This is a genomic window from Streptomyces endophytica (genome assembly GCF_026153355.1).
GTDB classification, from domain to species: Bacteria; Actinomycetota; Actinomycetes; order Streptomycetales; family Streptomycetaceae; genus Streptomyces; species Streptomyces endophytica.
This window is the reverse complement of the sequence record NZ_CP110636.1, coordinates 4807828-4824665: the sequence shown is the minus strand read 5'-3', so window position 1 is coordinate 4824665 and position 16838 is coordinate 4807828. Positions and strand designations below refer to the sequence as shown.

General features: G+C 72.1%; 13 protein-coding genes and 1 pseudogene. 4 read left to right on the top strand and 10 right to left on the bottom strand.

The window, feature by feature from the left end:
- Positions 1-172: 172 nt before the first annotated feature.
- From OJ254_RS21600 to OJ254_RS21590, 3 genes are read right to left on the bottom strand one after another with little or no spacing between them, the layout of a single operon-like run.
- Positions 173-1072, bottom strand: coding sequence for a carbohydrate ABC transporter permease (locus OJ254_RS21600; protein ID WP_265363646.1), 900 nt, complete (start codon positions 1070-1072; stop codon positions 173-175).
- Positions 1069-1980, bottom strand: coding sequence for a carbohydrate ABC transporter permease (locus tag OJ254_RS21595; protein WP_265363645.1), 912 nt, complete (start codon positions 1978-1980; stop codon positions 1069-1071). Before OJ254_RS21595 ends, OJ254_RS21600 begins: the two co-directional genes overlap by 4 nt.
- Positions 1981-2035: 55 nt before the next feature.
- On the bottom strand, positions 2036-3292 hold the full coding sequence (locus OJ254_RS21590; RefSeq protein ID WP_265365255.1) for an ABC transporter substrate-binding protein: 1257 nt from the start codon (positions 3290-3292) through the stop codon (positions 2036-2038).
- A gap of 269 nt (positions 3293-3561) precedes the next feature.
- Between OJ254_RS21590 and OJ254_RS21585 the strand changes: the two are divergent.
- A pseudogene (locus OJ254_RS21585) lies at positions 3562-5621 on the top strand (NPCBM/NEW2 domain-containing protein).
- Positions 5622-5717: 96 nt separating this feature from the next.
- On the opposite strand, the gene OJ254_RS21580 reads toward OJ254_RS21585, so the two are convergent.
- Both OJ254_RS21580 and OJ254_RS21575 read right to left on the bottom strand, forming a co-directional pair.
- Positions 5718-7844, bottom strand: coding sequence for a serine/threonine-protein kinase (locus tag OJ254_RS21580; RefSeq protein WP_341483638.1), 2127 nt, complete (start codon positions 7842-7844; stop codon positions 5718-5720).
- A gap of 136 nt (positions 7845-7980) precedes the next feature.
- Positions 7981-8937 carry an ROK family protein gene (locus OJ254_RS21575; RefSeq protein ID WP_265363644.1) on the bottom strand — a complete coding sequence of 319 codons (957 nt, stop codon included), beginning with the start codon at positions 8935-8937 and terminating at the stop codon, positions 7981-7983.
- Between the two features lie 142 nt (positions 8938-9079).
- On the opposite strand from OJ254_RS21575, the gene OJ254_RS21570 reads away from it, so the two are divergent.
- Positions 9080-10120 (top strand): LacI family DNA-binding transcriptional regulator, encoded by a 1041-nt coding sequence (locus OJ254_RS21570; RefSeq protein WP_265363643.1) that lies wholly within the window; start codon positions 9080-9082, stop codon positions 10118-10120.
- A gap of 976 nt (positions 10121-11096) precedes the next feature.
- On the opposite strand, the gene OJ254_RS21565 is transcribed toward OJ254_RS21570, so the two are convergent.
- Positions 11097-12380 (bottom strand): DUF6986 family protein, encoded by a 1284-nt coding sequence (locus OJ254_RS21565; protein ID WP_265363642.1) that lies wholly within the window; start codon positions 12378-12380, stop codon positions 11097-11099.
- A 201-nt stretch (positions 12381-12581) separates the two neighbouring features.
- Between OJ254_RS21565 and OJ254_RS21560 the strand changes: the two genes are divergently transcribed.
- Positions 12582-13100: a DinB family protein gene (locus tag OJ254_RS21560; RefSeq protein ID WP_265363641.1), complete on the top strand. Its 519-nt coding sequence runs from the start codon at positions 12582-12584 to the stop codon at positions 13098-13100.
- Positions 13101-13167: 67 nt separating this feature from the next.
- Positions 13168-13482: a putative quinol monooxygenase gene (locus tag OJ254_RS21555; protein ID WP_265363640.1), complete on the top strand. Its 315-nt coding sequence runs from the start codon at positions 13168-13170 to the stop codon at positions 13480-13482.
- A gap of 112 nt (positions 13483-13594) precedes the next feature.
- On the opposite strand, the gene OJ254_RS21550 is transcribed toward OJ254_RS21555, so the two are convergent.
- From OJ254_RS21550 to OJ254_RS21535, 4 genes are all read right to left on the bottom strand, one after another.
- On the bottom strand, positions 13595-14557 hold the full coding sequence (locus OJ254_RS21550; RefSeq protein ID WP_265363639.1) for an electron transfer flavoprotein subunit alpha/FixB family protein: 963 nt from the start codon (positions 14555-14557) through the stop codon (positions 13595-13597).
- Positions 14558-14606: 49 nt separating this feature from the next.
- Entirely contained in the window at positions 14607-15392 is a 786-nt protein-coding gene (locus tag OJ254_RS21545) for an electron transfer flavoprotein subunit beta/FixA family protein (RefSeq protein WP_265363638.1), read from the bottom strand.
- Positions 15393-15616: 224 nt separating this feature from the next.
- Entirely contained in the window at positions 15617-16123 is a 507-nt protein-coding gene (locus OJ254_RS21540) for a flavin reductase family protein (protein ID WP_265363637.1), read from the bottom strand.
- A gap of 225 nt (positions 16124-16348) precedes the next feature.
- Complete coding sequence (locus OJ254_RS21535; RefSeq protein WP_265363636.1) at positions 16349-16768, bottom strand: thioredoxin family protein; 420 nt, start codon at positions 16766-16768, stop codon at positions 16349-16351.
- Positions 16769-16838: the final 70 nt, after the last annotated feature.

The following is a 16838-nucleotide window of genomic DNA, read 5'->3' as shown; positions in this document are numbered from 1 at the left end:
CGCGGCCTGTTCGACCGCCGGTCCGGCCGGGGAGGCCCCGGCAAACAAGCGCTCCCCAGCCCCTCCAGCACCGAAACCCTCACCCGCACACCCGGTGCGCGTACCTGCGCGGAACCACCGGAATCCGCATATGACGGGGGCGCATCGTGCCGGGTGCCGGGTGCGTACGGCGTCAGCCCTTGCTCGCGCCGAGGGTCAGGCCGGCGATGAAATGCCGTTGCAGGAGGAGGAAGACCAGGACGGTGGGGAGGGCGACGAGGACGGAGCCCGCGGCGAGCAGGTTGTAGTCGGTGAAGAACTGGCCGCGCAGGTTATTGAGGGCGGAGGTGACCGGGAGTTTGTCGCCGTCCGAGAGGAAGACCAGGCCCCACAGGAAGTCGTTGTACATCCAGGTGAATTGCAGGGTGCCGAGCGCGGCGAGTGCGGGCCGGCACAGCGGGAGGGTGACCTGCCGGTACTGCGTCCAGACGCCGGCGCCGTCGACGATCGCGGCTTCGAGGATTTCCTGCGGCAGGGTGCGCATGAAGTTCGCCAGGACGAAGACGCAGAATCCGAGCTGAAAGGCGATCTGCACGGCGATGACGGCCCAGAGGGAGTCGTAGAGCGTCATCGAGTCGGACATCCAGTACGGCAGCGGGACCTTGTTGAACAGCACGTAGAGCGGGGTGACGAGCACTTGCTGGGGCAGCAGATTCCCGGCGGTGAAAACCATCAGCAGGGCAGTACCACCACGGATCCGGAGCCGGGACACCGCGAACGCCACGAACGACGCGAGGAAGAGGGTGAGCAGGACTCCGGGGACGGCGATGACGAGCGAGTTCAGGAAGTACTTGCTCATTCCGGAGTCGACGAATGCCTGGCGGTAATAGGCGAAGGAGAGGTGGCGCGGGAGGGAGAAATAGCCGTAGCGCGCGGTCTCTTCGTAGGGGCGCAGGGAGGCGTAGACGGCCAGCAGCAGCGGGGCGAGGAAGGCCAGCGAAACGGCGGTGAGGAAGAGGTGCACGCCGAACCGGCCGCGGCGGGCCGGGCCGGTATGCGCCGGCGCCGGAGGCGGGGCGGTCGATACGGTCATCGCTGCTGCTCCCCTCGGAGTTCCTGGACGAGATAGGTCACGATGAATCCGAGCGAAACGAGGAGCAGGACGACGGCGATGGCCGAGCCGAAGCCGATCCGGCCGGCCTCCCCGATGATGTTGTCGGTGACGAGCACGGACAGCAGTTCCAGGCCGTTGCGGCCCTTGTTGACGGCGTAGACGATGTCGAAGGCGCGCAGCGATTCGATGACGGTGATGACGCCGACGATGACGTTCACCGGCCGCAGGGTCGGCAGCACGACCCGGAAAAACGCCTGCCGTTCGCTCGCGCCGTCGAGTGCGGCGGCCTCTTTGAGGCCGGGGTCGACGGATTTCAGGCCAGCGAGATAGAGAATCATGACGTATCCGGTGTGCCGCCAGCAGGCCGCCAGCAACACCATCCAGATGTTGAGTCCGGGATCTCCCAGCCAGTCGGTGGGGTCCTTTCCGCCGATTACGGCGTTGAGCGCGCCCTGGTCCCGGGAGAGGATCAGTTGGGCGATGAAGCCGACGACGGCGAGCGACAGCACGACCGGCAGGTAGAGGGTGGACTGGTAAAAACGGCTGAAGCGGACGCCGCGGTCGATGAGGACGGCGAGCAGCAGTCCGAAGGGGGCGGCGAGCAGGCCGAGGAATGCCAGCCACAGCAGGTTGTGGCGGACCGCCGGCCAGAACGGCGGATAGTCGGTGAACAGATTCCGGTAGTTGTCCAGCCCGGCCCCTTTGATGTCGCCGACACCGTCCCAGGTGGTGAAGGACAGTCCGACGGAGGCCAGCGTCGGGCCCCAGATCAGGGTGAGGTCGAGCAGGATCGGCAGGCCCAGCAGCGCGCCGAGGACGGCGAGGTCGCGGCGGGTGTGCCGCCGCGGCCCCGGTCTTCCGGCGCGCCGGGTACGGGTTTTCACCACGGCGGTTCGCTCCCCGTCATGTCTCGCGGTGGATCGCTCGGTCGGTGACCGGGGTTCACCCGGCAGCGAAGATCTGCTTCTTCTGGCGTTCGATGTCGTTGACCAGGCCGTCGATGTCATCCGGATTGTTGAGGAACTGCTGGATCGCCTGGATCATCACGGTCGAGGCGAAATCAGGCCGGGTGTCGCGGTCCATGAACTGCGAGATCTGCCGGGCGCCGGCGACGAGGTGCACGGCTTTCTTCTGGAGTGCGGTGTAGGCGGCGGTGTCGGCGCCGCTGTTGACCGCGATGTTGTTGGGGTCGTACCTGAGGTAGGTGTTCTCCGCCTCCGGGGTGGCGAGGAATTTCAGCAGGTCTCTGGCGCCGTCCTTGTCCTTGGCCTTGCGCGACATCAGGAATCCGTCGATCGGTGCCTCGACCGCGTCCTGGCCGTGCGCCGGGTCGATTTCCGGGAAGGGGAAGAAGTCGAGGTCCGGGCGGTCGGCGGCGCTGAACTGCTGGCCGGGGTGGGGAAGTCCGAGGACGGTCATGCCGGCCTTCTTCTGCGCGAGCGTCTGTGCGGCCTCCTGCCAGGTGCGGCCGTTGGCGCCTTTCTGGTGGTACGGCAGCAGCCCGCGCCACAGGTCGAAGACCTGCTTGACCTGCGGGCTGTTCCAGGATTTCTGGCCGCTCATCAGCGCGATGTGGAAGTCGTAACCGTTGGCGCGCATGTCGAGGTAGTCGAAGGTGCCCATCGCCGGCCAGCCGTCCTTGTCGCCGAAGGCGAACGGCACCAGCCCGTCCTTCTGCATCTTCTTCGCGAGTGCCCGGTACTCGTCGAAGGTCCGGGGTATCTCGTAACCCCTTTCCCGGAACACGCTCTTACGGTGGAAGACGGCCCAGGGATAGTAGTAGTACGGCACGAGGTACTGCTTGCCGTCCCGTCCCGTCGACTGCTTCTTCAGCGCCTCGGTGAATCCATCGAAATCCCGCCACAGATCGCTGATGTCGGTCAGCAGGCCCTTCTGGGCGAAGTACTGCATGCGGTTCCCGGCGAACCACATGAAGACGTCGTCGGGAGTGCCCTGGAGATAGCGGTTGATGTTCTCCTGGAAGTTCTCGTGATTGACGGTGTTGACCTTCACGGTCTTCTTGGACTTCTTCTCGTACGCCGTGAAGGCCGCGGCGAAGGCCTTCTTCGGTACGGCGTCCGAGGCGTTGGAGCCCATCGTGATACCGCCGGGGCCGCTGTCGCAGGCGGTGAGCAGGGCCGGCAGGGCCACCGCCCCCGCGCCGAGCGCGGCGCCCCGGAGCAGCGTCCGGCGGGACATCCGACGTCCCGCCACTTCCCCGTACGCATCCGAACCGCTGAACGGTGACTGGGCCATGTCCCCCTCCTCAGGGGTGGAACCAAACAGAAACGAACGCGAGTGGTGGGATCTCACTCCGAACTGCTGGGTGCGTCAAGGGCTTTGGCAGGCGGAGCACCAACCGTTACCGCTCCTCTTCCAACAGAGTCCAACAAGCCCTACCGTAAACACTCGCCAGTGGCAGGTACTCGACCTCACCCCACCTCTCGCGAAGACGGAGGACGCGAACCATGCGCGTTCGTATCCGCTCCATCCGCCGGACAGGCCACCGAAGAATCGTCGGAGCGCTGTCCCTCGCCCTGCTCTGCGCGGCGGGGGCGACCGCGCCGCCCGCCGCGGCCCGTACCGCGGACACCCCCGCCGCGGCCCCGGCCGCCGCCCCGCGCCCCGCGCCGCGGCTCCCCGGCGGGCTCGCCCTGACGCCCCCGATGGGGTTCAACAACTGGAACTCCACGCACTGCCGCGCCGAGTTCACCGAGGACATGGTCAAGGGCATCGCCGACCTCTTCCTCGCCAAGGGACTCAAGGACGCCGGATATCGGTACGTCAATCTCGACGATTGCTGGGCGCTGCCCGCACGCGACGCGAACGGCAAGCTCGTACCGGATCCCCGGCGATTCCCGCACGGCATCAAGGCGGTCGCGGACTATGTCCACGCCAAGGGCCTGAAGTTCGGCATCTATACCAGTGCCGGCACCAAGACCTGCAATTCCGCCGGATTCCCCGGCGGGCTCGGACACGAGAAGTCCGACGCCCAGCAGTTCGCCGACTGGGGCGTGGACTACCTCAAGTACGACAACTGCAATAACCAGGGCGTGGACGCCCGGCAGCGGTACCGCGCGATGCGGGACGCGCTGCGGGCCACCGGACGCCCCATCGTCTACAGCATCTGCGAATGGGGCGAGAACAAGCCCTGGGAGTGGGCGTCGGACGTAGGACATCTGTGGCGCACGACCGGCGACATCAGTGACTCCTGGTCGAGCATGCTGGCGATCGCCCGGCAGAACCTGCCGCTGGCGCCGTACGCCGGCCCGGGACACTGGAACGACCCGGACATGCTGGAGGTCGGCAACGGCGGGATGACGGACACCGAGTACCGCAGCCACTTCTCCCTCTGGTCGATGATGGCCGCACCGCTGCTGATCGGCTCCGATCTGCGCAAGGCCGGCCCGGAGACGTTCGAGATCCTGGCCAACAAGGACGTCATCGCCCTCGACCAGGACGCCCTGGGCAAGCAGGCCACCGTGCTGGCGTCGGAGTCCGGCCGCTGGACGCTGGTCAAGCAACTCGCGAACGGCGACCGGGCGGTGGCGCTCTTCAACGAGAGCGACCGGCCGCAGCGGATCGCCACCACCGCCCGGGCCGCCGGCCTCCCCAGGCCGCCGGCTACCGGCTGCGCGACCTGTGGCAGCACCGCGACACCCACACCACGGGCACCATCGCCGCCACCGTCCCCGCACACGGCACCACCGTCTACCGGGTCGCCGCCGACACGAACTGGTCGGCCTACCCGCCGGCCGTCGAAACCGGCACCGACCGCGCGCCCCTGGTCGAGGCCGGAGCGTCCACGGACCTCCGCTCCACCGTCCGCAACCTGGGCGGCACCCCCGCCCGCAACCTGACGGTGACGCTCAAGACCCCGCGGGGCTGGCACGCCACGGCCACCACCCCCGCCACCGCCCGCGCCCTGCCCGGCGGCCGGACCCTCACCACCACCTGGCGGATCACCGCACCGGCCGGCGCCGCCCCCGGTGCGTACGACCTGCCGCTGACCGCCGACTACCGCTCACCGCGCGGCGAACGGGTCACCACCACCCTGCCCGGCACCGGCCACGTCGTGGTGCCGCCGCCAGCGGGGACCACCTACGCCGCCGAACTGCCCTGGCTGACCGCCACCAACGGCTGGGGCCCGGTCGAGAAGAACACCAGCGTCGGGGAGGAAGCGGCCGGCGACGGCGGCCCGCTCCGGATCGGCGGCACCGGCTTCGCCAAGGGCCTGGGCGTGCATGCGCCCAGCGAGATCACCTTCTACACCGGCGGACGGTGCTCCGCGTTCAGCGCGCGGGTCGGGATCGACGACGAGGTCGGTGACCGGGGTTCGGCCGGCTTCGAGGTCTGGGCGGACGGCACACGGGTCGCCGGGAGCGGGACCGTGACCGGCACCGACGCCGCCCGGGAGCTGACCGCCGCGGTCGCCGGCGCCGAGACCGTGCGCCTCGTCGTCACCGACGGCGGCGACGGGATCGACTACGACCACGCCGACTGGGCGGACGCCAAGTTCAGCTGCTGAAGCGGAAGTTGAGCGCCCGACCGGCGCTCACGGGCGGGCGGGTTCCCGGACTCTGCCACCGGGCCCCGCCCGCCCTCCGCGCTCCGCGAACGGCCGTCAGCAGACCGGCAACCCGGGGACGGGCTGGTCGTTCGCCCCGCCCTTGAGGTAGACGACGCTGATGTAGACCCCCGTGTTGCCACTGTCGTCGTCCGTCTTGGCCCACCAGACGTTCGTCCACTTCCCGTAGGTCTCGCGGCGGCCCAGCTTCGCCTGGCAGTGGAAGTAGTTGGTGCCCATGTTCAACGTGCCGACCTGCTGGAACGACGCGGTGTAGGAATTCGCGGTGCGCCAGACGTCGCAGTTGGTCTTGCCGCCACCGGCGGACACGCAGGACGTCGGCGCCGGGGTCGGGTCTCCGCTGCCACCACCGCCGGAGGCCCCGCCGTGCGTCCCGCCCGCACCGCTTCCGCCACCGCTGCCGTCGTGGCCGCCGTCCGCGGCTCCGCTCCCGTCATCGCCCGAACTCCCGCCCGTTCCACCGGGTTTGGAGTCCTTGCCCTTCGACGTAGGACCGTCCGAGGGCCGGCCGGACGCGGACGCGCCCGCCCCGCCGTCCGCCCCCGCGTCCTGTGCCTTCCCCTTGTCCTTGCCCTTGGCGTCGTCCTTGCCGGTGGCCGTACTCGGCGCACCCGGTTCGCCGGGCGTCGACGCCGGATCCGGCGACTGCCGGCCGCGGTCCGCGACCGCATCGCTCGGACCGCCGCCGACCAGTGCGTACGTCACCCCGCCACCGGTGGCGAGCACCGCCAGCACCGCCGCCACGGCCAGCGCCACCCGACGGCGGCGCCGCGCGGGCAGCCGCTCGGTCTCCCGCTCACCGGAGTTCGCCGGGTAGGGGTGGGTGCCCGTACTGCCCACCGACGGGCCGGCCGTCACACCGGGCGGGTCGAAGGCCACACCCGGGGTCGCGTAGGAGAAGCCGGGCTGCTGGGCGGCGGCCGGGGGCGGGGTGTGGGGGTGGTGCGCCTGGGCGGGGCCCGGGGCCTGGGACGGGGGGTTCTGTGGTCCTTGCCCCTGGGGCCGCGGCGGTGGTGGGAGTTCCTGCGGCGGGGCCGGCGGGGTGAGCGGCCGCAGATCGGTCGCGGTGGGCAGATGCGGTGCGCCGGGCGCCGGGGCGGGCGCGGGGTCCCGTCCCTCGGCCACCGCCCGCAGCATGCTCCGGGCCTCCGCGGCGGACGGCCGGTCCGCCGGGTTCTTGGCCATCAGGGCGTGCAGCACGGGCGTCAGCGGGCCGGCCCGGCGCGGCTCGGGCAGCGCCTCGGTCACGATCGCGGTGAGCGTGGACCACACCGACGTACGGCGGAACGGCGCGCCGCCGCCCTCGACCGCCGCGTACAGCGTCATGCCCAGCGACCAGATGTCGGAGGCCGGGGTGGGGCCCTGGCCCTGTGCTCGCTCCGGGGGCAAGTAGTCGAGCGAGCCGACGAGTTCGCCGCTGCGGGTGATGTTCGTGGACGCGCCGTCGCCCGGGGCCTCGATGCTGGCGATGCCGAAGTCGGTGAGCACCACCCGGCCGGTGCGGTCGAGCAGCACATTGCCCGGCTTCACATCGCGGTGCAGCACGCCGACCTGGTGGGCGGCGTCCAGCGCGTCCATCACCTGGGCACCGATCCGGGCGATCTCCCGCGGGTCGAGCGGACCGCGCTCCGCCAGGGCGTCGTCCAGCGACGGCCCGTCCACCAGCTCCATGACGATGACCGGCCGGCCGTCCTCGTCGATGACGTCGTGGACCGTGATCACGCCGGAATGCCGGATCCGGGCCGCGGCGCGCGCCTCGCGCTGCATACGGGTGCGCAGATCGGCGAGCTCCGGCGCGGAGGCGTCCGTGTAGGCGCGCAGCACCTTGACCGCGACCTCGCGGCCCAGCACCTCGTCCACGGCCCGGCAGACCACGCCCATGCCGCCGCGGCCGATCCGGTCGGTGACGCGGTAGCGGCCGCCGAGCAGCCGTCCGGTCAGATCGGCGTCGGTGCCGCGCCGGGGACCGCTCGCCTCGGCGGCGCGGGGCGCGCCCGGGGCACCGCCGGCCGGGCTGCCCGGTGCCGCGCCGGCCGCGTCACCCGCGTCCTGGGACGGGGCTCCGCCGGGCTCCCCTGGGACGTTCGCACCCTCCGCCCCCTGCGCCCCGCCCACCCCTGGTGCCTCGTCCGGCCCGCGCTGCTCACGCTCCCCCGATGTCACCGTCGCCAATCCCCTCGGTACCCGTGTCCGTTCCGTACGCCGGGCACCTCACGTGTGCCGGCGCACGGCCGCCGGCACGTCGTCGTCCGGCGCGGTCGGCACCAGACTAAGGGGCGCGCGGGGGCCCGTGGTGAGGTCAGGGTGCGGCGGCGAAGGCATCGAGACGGGACTGTTGCGCGGCGGCCGCGGCGGCGCCCACCACCCCGGCGTCCGTGCCCATTTGGGCAGGTACGACGGTCAGGTCCGCGACGAACGACAGCGTCGCGTACTCCCGCAGGGCCGAGCGCAACGGGGCGAACAGGATGTCTCCGGCGCCCGCGACTCCCCCGCCGATGACCGCGATGTCGATCTCGACGAGCGTGGCGGTGGCGGCGATCCCGGCGGCCAGTGCCTGCGCGGCTCGCTCGAAGGAGCGCAGGGCGACCTCGTCACCCGTCCGTGCGGACGCGGCGACAGCGGCGGCGCTGGTGTCCCCGTCGGGGCCCGGACGCCAGCCGTTGGCCAGGGCGCGGCGGGCGATGTGGGGGCCGCTGGCGATCCGCTCGACGCAGCCCCGGCCGCCGCAGGGGCAGGGGTCGCCGTCGAGGTCGACGCTGATGTGGCCGATGTGGCCGGCGTTGCCCGTGGGACCGGGGTGCAGCTGCCCGTTGAGGACCAGCCCGCCGCCCACTCCCGTGGAGACCACCATGCAGAGCGCGTTGGCGTGGCCGCGCGCGGCGCCCTGCCAGTGTTCGGCCGCGGTCATCGCGACGCCGTCGCCGACGAGTACGACGGGGCGCCCGCCGACGAGTGCCCGTACGCCGGCGACGAGCGGGAAGTCGCGCCAGCCGGGGATGTTGACCGGGCTGACCGTGCCGGCCCGGGCGTTCACCGGGCCCGCGCTGCCGATGCCGACCGCCGCCACCCGGCCCCAGTCAGGGGCCGCGGCCAGCTCGCCGACCACCTCGGCCACCGCGCGCATCACCGTCGCCCCGTCCTGGTCGGCCGGGGTGGGCCGGGCGGCCCGTACGAGCAGTCTGCCGCGGGCGTCCACCAGAGCGCCGGCGATCTTCGTGCCGCCAATGTCCAGCGCTGCGCTGAGGTCCGTCTGCATCGGTGTGGAATCTCCTGGTGGGCCCGGGGGCCGGGGCTGCCGGCCCGGCGTGAGAACGCCAGTCTTCCCTCGTTTGACAACGTTGTCTAGAGGCTATGCTCGACGCCACACCCAGGCGCCGAGAGAAACAGGACCGCGAACCGTGACCGACACCGCGCGGGGCACGTCCCGCCGCTATGGCACCCGTCCCACGATGAAGGATGTCGCGGCGCGCGCCGGGGTCGGCCTCAAGACGGTCTCCCGCGTGGTCAACGGCGAGGCGGGGGTCACCCCGGACACCGAACGCCGCGTCCAGGAAGCCATCACGGCCCTGGGCTTCCGGCGCAACGACTCGGCGCGGATCCTGCGCAAGGGCCGCACGGCCAGCATCGGTCTCGTCCTGGAGGACCTCGCCGACCCCTTCTACGGCCCGCTCAGCCGCGCCGTGGAAGAGGTCGCCCGCAGTCACGGAGCGCTGCTGATCAACGGCTCCAGCGCCGAAGACCCGGCCCGCGAACAGGAGTTGGTGCTGGCGCTGTGCGCACGACGGGTGGACGGACTGGTCATCATCCCGGCCGGGGACGACCACCGCTATCTGGAGCCGGAGATCACGGCCGGGATAGCGACCGTGTTCGTCGACCGCCCGGCGGGCCGGATCGACGCGGACGCGGTGCTCTGCGACAACTTCGGCGGCGCGCGGGACGCGGTGGCCCACCTCATCGCGCACGGCCACCGCCGGATCGGCTTCATCGGCGACCAGCCGCGGATCCACACCGCGCGGGAGCGGCTGCGCGGCTATCGCAGCGCAATGGCCGCCGCGGGGCTGACCGTTGACGACTCCTGGGTGTCGCTCGGCTCCACCGCCCCCGAGCGCGTACGCTCCGCCGCCACGGCCATGCTCGACGCGCCGGAGCCGGTCACCGCGCTCTTCGCGGGCAACAACCGCGTCACCGTCACGGCCGTGCGGGTCCTCGGCGCATCGCCGCGACCGGTCGCGCTCGTCGGCTTCGACGACTTCGAACTCGCCGATCTCGTACGGCCGGCGGTCACGGTCGTCGCCCAGGACCCGGCCCTGATGGGCCGTACGGCTGCCGCGCTGCTCTTCCGCCGCCTCGACGGCATCACCGAGCCGCCGCACCACACGGAGATCCCGACCCGCCTGGTCCCCCGCGGCTCCGGCGAAATCCCCCCGACGGAAGGCTGATCGCCCGCCTCCGCCGGGGCATGACGGCAGGCGTGCCGGCCCCCTGGGGCCGGCACCCGACCAACACGCCCTCACAGCCGCCGTCCCGCGCCCTCGCCTCATCAGCTCCCCCCGCTGCACTCGTTCCCTGCCCCCGGCCCGAAAGACCCTCCTCCGCCCACGGCCCGCTCCGCCGCGGTCGTTCCCCTGCGGCGCGCCGCTGTGGTCGCTCCCACTGTGGCCGCTCCTACTGTGACTGCTCCCGCTGTGGTCGCTTCCGGCTGCGGTCGTTCCCGCCGTGTCGTCCCGGTCGTTCCGCAACGCACCGTCATGCTCGCACGAGCCACTGACAACGCCGGGGCGGAGGAGGGCCTTTCGGGCTGCGAGCGGGAGCGGTGACGGGCGGGGGCGCAGCCGCAGCGCAGGAGCGGTGACGGGCGGGGCGCGGCCGCGGCACAGAGGCCGCACAAGCGGCGCTCCGCGCTCTCCCCCGCCCCCTCCCCCTCTCCCCCTTCGGGGGAGGGGGCGGGGGGTGGGTTCGGGGGTGGGGGGATGCGCACGGGCGACTTCGGGCCCCTGGCGGGATGCCCGCAGGCGACGTCAGGGCTTCGGGGCCGGGGTGATGCCCACGGGCGAAGTCAGGGCCTGGGAATGCGCACGCGCGGCTTCGAGGCCGGGGTGATGCCCACGAGCCAAGTCGGGGCCGGGGTGATGCCCACAGGCGACTTCGGGGGCGAGGGGATCCACACAGGCGACTTCGGGCACGGGTAATGCCCACGAGCGAAGTCGAGGCCGGGGGGATCCACCCAGGCAACTTCGGGCGCGGGTGACACCCACGAGCAAAGCCGGGGCCGGAAGGATCCGCACAAGCGACTTCGGAGGCGAGGGACTCACGCGCGGATTCGGGAGCGCGCGCCATACCCACCGGCAAGTTCGCGCCCTCCGACGGCGCGCCCCGCGCCCCGCCCCCGAACCCCCTCAGACCCTCTCAGCCCCCTCAGGCCGCCTTCGCCACCCGGCCCGCCAGCGAGTCCAGGTCCGTGCGCGTCAGGCCCGTGAGGCGGGCGACCTCGGCCGTGTCGACGGCGCCGCAGTCGAGGCCACGGAGGAGGTAGCCGCTGAGGGCCTTGGCGGTGGCGGGCTCGTCCATGACGTCGCCGCCGGCCTTGGCCACGTACGCCGCGAGCCGGGCCGCGGCCTGTTCGAGGCCCTCGCGGTAGAAGGCGTAGACGGCCGCGTAGCGGGTCGGGAGGTGGGCCGGGTGCATGTCCCAGCCCTGGTAGTACGCGCGGGCCAGCGAGCGGCGTACGAGGCCGTGGTGGAGCCGCCAGGCGTCGTGCACCCGGGCCGTCGGGCCGACCGGCAGGACGTTCGTCGAGCCGTCGGACAGCCGCACCCCGGTGCCCGCCGCGGCGACCTGCATCACGGCCTTGGCGTGGTCGGCCACCGGGTGGTCGAGGGACTGGTGGGCGGCGCTGACACCACAGGAGGCGCTGTAGTCGAAGGTGCCGTAGTGGAGGGAGGTGGCGCGGCCCTCGGCGGCCTCGATCATCCGGGAGACGGTGGCCCGGCCGTCGGCGCCCAGGATCGCCTGCGTGGTCTCGATCTGGATCTCGAAGCCGATCCGGCCGCTGTCCAGGCCGTGCGCCTTCTCGAACGCCTCCAGCAGCCGCACCATGGCGGTGACCTGCTCGACGTAGGTCACCTTGGGGAGCGTCAGCACCAGGCCGTCGGGCAGCCCGCCGGCCGCCATCAGGCCGGTGAGGAAGATGTCGAGGGTGCGGATGCCGCGGTCGCGGACGGCGGCCTCCATGCACTTCATCCGGATGCCCATGTACGGGGCGGCGGTGCCCCCGCGGTAGGCGGCCGCGACCAGGGCCGCGGCGCGGGCCGCGGCCTCGTCCTCCTCGGCGTCCGGGCGCGGGCCGTAGCCGTCCTCGAAGTCGATCCGCAGGTCCTCGACGGGCTCGCGGGTCAGCTTGGCGCGGACCCGGTCGTGCACGTCGGTGGCGAGCTCGTCCGGGATGTCCAGTACGGCGGCGAGGGCGGCGGCGTCGGGGGCGTGCTCGTCGAGGGCGGCGAGTGCCTGGTCGCCCCAGGAGCGCAGGGTGTCGGCGGCGAAGACGTCGCCGGGGACATAGACCGTGTGCACCGGCTGGCGGGTGCCGGGGTCACCGGGGTAGCGCCGGGCCAGATCCGCGTCCACCTGGGCGAGCGCGGCGCCGATCCCCTCGCGTACGGTGTCCGCGAGGCTCGTCGCCACGGTCTCCTGCTGCCCCATTCGTTACCCTCCCGGTGCTTTCGCCCGATGCTGCCACCGGGCGTTTTCCGCTGAACGGAATCAACAATCCGTAGAGCGAAGTTAACCGGGGAGATTGCCGAGGTCAACACCCCACCGCGGGAGGCGGCGCAGGTCACCGCCGCCGGCACCGGCCCGCGAAACCCCGTGGCGCCCGCCGCGCATCGCCGCCAGACTCCCGGCATGACGTGGACCGCACCCTCCATCCAGCGCAGAGACTTCCCGACCGTGGCCGGCGAGCGGGAGATGCTGCAGGGCTGGCTCGACTTCCATCGCGACACCCTCCTCGCCAAGTGCACCGGGCTCACGGGCGAGCAGCTCGCCGAGGCGGCCAACCCGCCGTCCACCCTCACCCTGCTCGGCCTGGTGCGCCACCTGACCGACGTCGAACGCTCCTGGTTCCGCCAGCGCTTCCTCGGCGAGCAGATCCCCGACGTGCACATCACCGAGGAGAATCCGGACGCCGACTTCGACGACGCCGACCCGGCCGCCGCGGAGGCCGACGTCGCCGCCTTCCGCGCCGAGACCGCGGCCTGCGACAAGGCGGTGGCGGACCGCGGGCTGGACGAGACCTTCACGTCCCCGCGCGGCGTCCGGCTCAACCTCCGCTGGGTCTACGTCCACATGATCGAGGAGTACGCGCGCCACAACGGCCACGCGGACCTGCTGCGCGAGCGGATCGACGGGGTGACCGGCGACTGAACCGGACTATTCTCGGCAAGATCACTCACCGGTGATCACATCCGTCCGTGACACCCCAGGAGGCCCCGTGCCCGTCGTCGTCGCCACCATCCGGACCGAGCCCGGCCGCCGCGAGGACGTCCTCGCGGCGTTCCGGCGGCACACCCCGGCCGTGCACGCCGAGCCGGGCTGTCTGCTCTACGCGGTGCACGCCGGCGAGGACCGGGTCACCGTCATCGAGAACTGGGCCGACCAGGCGTCCCTCGACGCCCACTCGGCCGGCCCGGCCCTCGCGGCCCTGGGCGCGGAGATCGCCGAGGCGCTCGCCGCGCCGCTGGACGTCGCCGTCGTCGAGCCGGTGCCGTTCGGGGAAACAGGCAAGGACCGGCTGCCGAACACCTGAGAGCCCGGCCCCGGTTGGGCCCCGGCACGCACGAGGCCCCGTACGCACCACGCGTACGGGGCCTCGTGCGGTTCTGCCGGATCCGGCGGCGCCCGGAAGGCGCCCGAGAGGCTCAGCCCTTGCGGGACTTGACCTCGTCGGTGAGGGCCGGGACGACGTCGAAGAGGTCGCCGACCACGCCGTAGTCGACCAGGTCGAAGATCGGCGCCTCGGCGTCCTTGTTGATGGCGACGATGGTCTTCGAGGTCTGCATACCGGCACGGTGCTGGATCGCGCCGGAGATGCCCGCCGCGATGTACAGCTGCGGCGAGACGGACTTGCCGGTCTGGCCGACCTGGTTGGTGTGCGGGTACCAGCCGGCGTCCACCGCGGCGCGCGAGGCACCGACGGCCGCACCGAGCGAGTCGGCGAGCGCCTCGATGACCGGGAAGTTCTCGGCGCCGTTGACGCCGCGGCCACCGGAGACCACGATCGCGGCCTCGGTCAGCTCCGGGCGGCCGGTCGACTCGCGCGGGGTGCGCGAGACGATCTTGGTGCCCTTGGAGGAGTCGGCGACGGTCACCGCGAGCGGCTCGACCGTACCGGCGGCCGGCGCGGCCTCCGGAGCGGCGGAGTTGGGCTTGACGGTGATGACCGGGGTGCCCTTGGAGACACGGGACTTGGTGGTGTACGAGGCCGCGAAGACGGACTGCGTGGCCACCGGGCCCTCGTCGCCGGCCTCCAGGTCGACGGCGTCGGTGATGATGCCGGAGCCGATGCGCACCGCGAGGCGGGCACCGATCTCCTTGCCCTCCGCGGAGGACGGCAGCAGCACGGCGGCCGGGGAGACCGCGTCGTAGGCGGCCTGCAGCGCGTCGACCTTGGGGGCGACGAGGTACTCGGTGAACTCGGGCGCGTCGGCGGCGAGCACCTTCACGGCGCCGTGCTCGGCGAGGACCTTCGCGGCCTCGTCGGCGTTCGGGCCGAGGTGGACGGCCACCGGCTCGCCGATGCGGCGCGCCAGGGTGAGCAGTTCGAGGGTGGGCTTGCGGACGGCGCCGTCCACGTGGTCGACGTAGACAAGGACTTCAGCCATGGGATTGCTCTCCTGCGGGAAGAATGAGGGCGGTGGGAAGGGCTGCGGCTCAGATGAACTTCTGGCCCGCGAGGAACTCGGCGAGCTGCTTGCCGCCCTCGCCCTCGTCCTTGACGATCGTGCCCGCCGTACGGGCGGGACGCTCGGTCGCGTCCTCGACCTTGGTCCAGGCGCCTTCGAGGCCGACCTCGTCCGCGTCGATGTCCAGGTCGTCCAGGTCCAGGGACTCCACCGGCTTCTTCTTGGCGGCCATGATGCCCTTGAAGGAGGGGTAGCGCGCCTCACCGGACTGGTCGGTGACGGACACGACGGCCGGCAGCGCGGCCTCCAGCTGCTCGCTGGCGGTGTCGCCGTCCCGGCGGCCGGTGACCTTGCCGTCGGCGACGGACACCTCGGAGAGCAGGGTGACCTGAGGGACGTTCAGCCGCTCGGCGAGCAGGGCGGGCAGCACGCCCATCGTGCCGTCGGTGGAGGCCATACCGCAGACGACCAGGTCGTAGCCGGTCTTCTCGATGGCCTTGGCGAGCACGAGCGAGGTGCCGAGCGCGTCGGTGCCGTGCAGGTCGTCGTCCTCGACGTGGACGGCCTTGTCGGCACCCATGGAAAGGGCCTTGCGCAGCGCGTCGTTGGCGTCCTCGGGGCCGACGGTCAGGACCGTGATCTCCGCGTCGTCGGCAGCTTCCTTGATCTGCAGGGCCTGCTCGACGGCGTACTCGTCGAGCTCCGAGAGCAGACCGTCCACGTCGTCACGGTCGACGGTCAGGTCCTCGGCGAAGTGCCGGTCGCCGGTGGCGTCGGGCACGTACTTCACACAGACAACGATCCTCAAGCTCACGCCGGCTCTCCTACCTGCTTGGTCTCTTCAGAACTGCCTCGTGCTGGCAGCATAGGCGCCTCTCGGGGCGGCTCCCGGTCGGATGCGGTTCCCCACGCCGACCGCCATATTACTCGCCAGTACATCCACTCTGGTGCCCCGAATCAAGGCCGTCGAAATGTGACCTTCCCAACGGCCCTGATCGGGTGAGGAGCGCGGGTGAGCAGCAGGCCGCGGCGGGCGCGTCAGTCGCGCAGCGCGTTGAAGCGGCCCTGGTGGTAGAGGAGGGGGCGACCGGGCCCCGCGGGGTCGCCGACGACGGGCTGGGCGAGCACGATGCGGTGGTCGCCGGCCGGCACCCGGGCGACGACCTTGCAGACCATCCAGGCCAGGACGCCGTCCAGGAGGGGCACGCCCTCAGGGCCGGTGCGCCAGGAGGTGCCGGGCCCGAAGCGGTCCGCGCCGCTGCGCGCGAAGGTGGCGGCCAGGTCCGCCTGGTGCTCGCCGAGCACATGGATGCCTATGTGGTCGGCCACGGAGACGGCCGGCCAGCTGGAGGCGCCGGTGCCGATGCCGAACGAGAGCAGCGGCGGCTCGGCGGCGACGGAGGTGAGGGAGGTGGCGGTGAAGCCCACCGGGCCGGAGCCCTGGGCGGTGATCACGGCGACGCCGGCGGCGTGCCGGCGGAAGACGGAGCGCAGGAGGTCGGGCGAGGCGGTGCGGGGCGTGCCGAGGTCGGGCGAGACCGTCATGGAGTTGTCCTTCTGCTGAGGCGGACGAGCCGGGGCGGGGCCGCCGGCGCCCGTACGGCGCCCTGCGGCGGTTACGTCGTCGTTGCTCACACGCCCGGACAGCGGGCGCTGGAGGTCCGCAGAAGGTCGACATGGGCGCGTCCGTAGAGAAGGGTTCCTGGCCGCATCACGTCAGACTGACGATGCGCGCCCCGCAGCGTCAAGGGCGGCCCGGTATCTGGGAGATCAATCACGGACCGCCGCCCCGAGCGCCGCGATGACGTCGGACTTGCGGGGCTGCCCGGAGGCGCGGCGGACGATCGCGCCGTCCGCGTCGAGCACCAGCACCGTCGGGGTGCGCAGCACGTTCAGCTCCCGTACGAGGTCGAGGTGGGCCTCGGCGTCGATCTCCACATGGGCCACCCCCTCGACCATGCCGGCGACCTCGGCGAGGGTGCGCCGGGTGGCCCGGCAGGGCTGGCAGAAGGCGCTGGAGAACTGCAGCAGGGTGGCCCGCTCCCCCAGCGCCGTGCCGATCTCCGCGGCACCGAGCCGCGCCGTTTCGTCCCGCTTGCGCACCGACAGTCTCCCGTTGCGGCGTTGGTGCCACACGCCGAAGAGGCTCGCTGCCGCGAGCACCGCGAGGCACACCATGAGTCCGGTCATCGAGGGGTGCAGCGTTCACAGGACCGCAAAGATTCCCGGCACTCCGTACGGGCCTTTCCGGGGGAAGGTA

Excerpts from the sequence above, each read along its gene's own strand:
- OJ254_RS21600 (WP_265363646.1), bottom strand. The coding sequence starts at position 1,072 with ATGACCGTATCGACCGCCCCGCCTCCGGCGCCGGCGCATACCGGCCCG.
- OJ254_RS21590 (WP_265365255.1), bottom strand. The coding sequence starts at position 3,292 with ATGTCCCGCCGGACGCTGCTCCGGGGCGCCGCGCTCGGCGCGGGGGCG.
- OJ254_RS21575 (WP_265363644.1), bottom strand. The coding sequence starts at position 8,937 with ATGCAGACGGACCTCAGCGCAGCGCTGGACATTGGCGGCACGAAGATC.
- OJ254_RS21565 (WP_265363642.1), bottom strand. The coding sequence starts at position 12,380 with ATGGGGCAGCAGGAGACCGTGGCGACGAGCCTCGCGGACACCGTACGC.
- OJ254_RS21560 (WP_265363641.1), top strand. The coding sequence starts at position 12,582 with ATGACGTGGACCGCACCCTCCATCCAGCGCAGAGACTTCCCGACCGTG.
- OJ254_RS21550 (WP_265363639.1), bottom strand. The coding sequence starts at position 14,557 with ATGGCTGAAGTCCTTGTCTACGTCGACCACGTGGACGGCGCCGTCCGC.
- OJ254_RS21540 (WP_265363637.1), bottom strand. The coding sequence starts at position 16,123 with ATGACGGTCTCGCCCGACCTCGGCACGCCCCGCACCGCCTCGCCCGAC.
- OJ254_RS21535 (WP_265363636.1), bottom strand. The coding sequence starts at position 16,768 with ATGACCGGACTCATGGTGTGCCTCGCGGTGCTCGCGGCAGCGAGCCTC.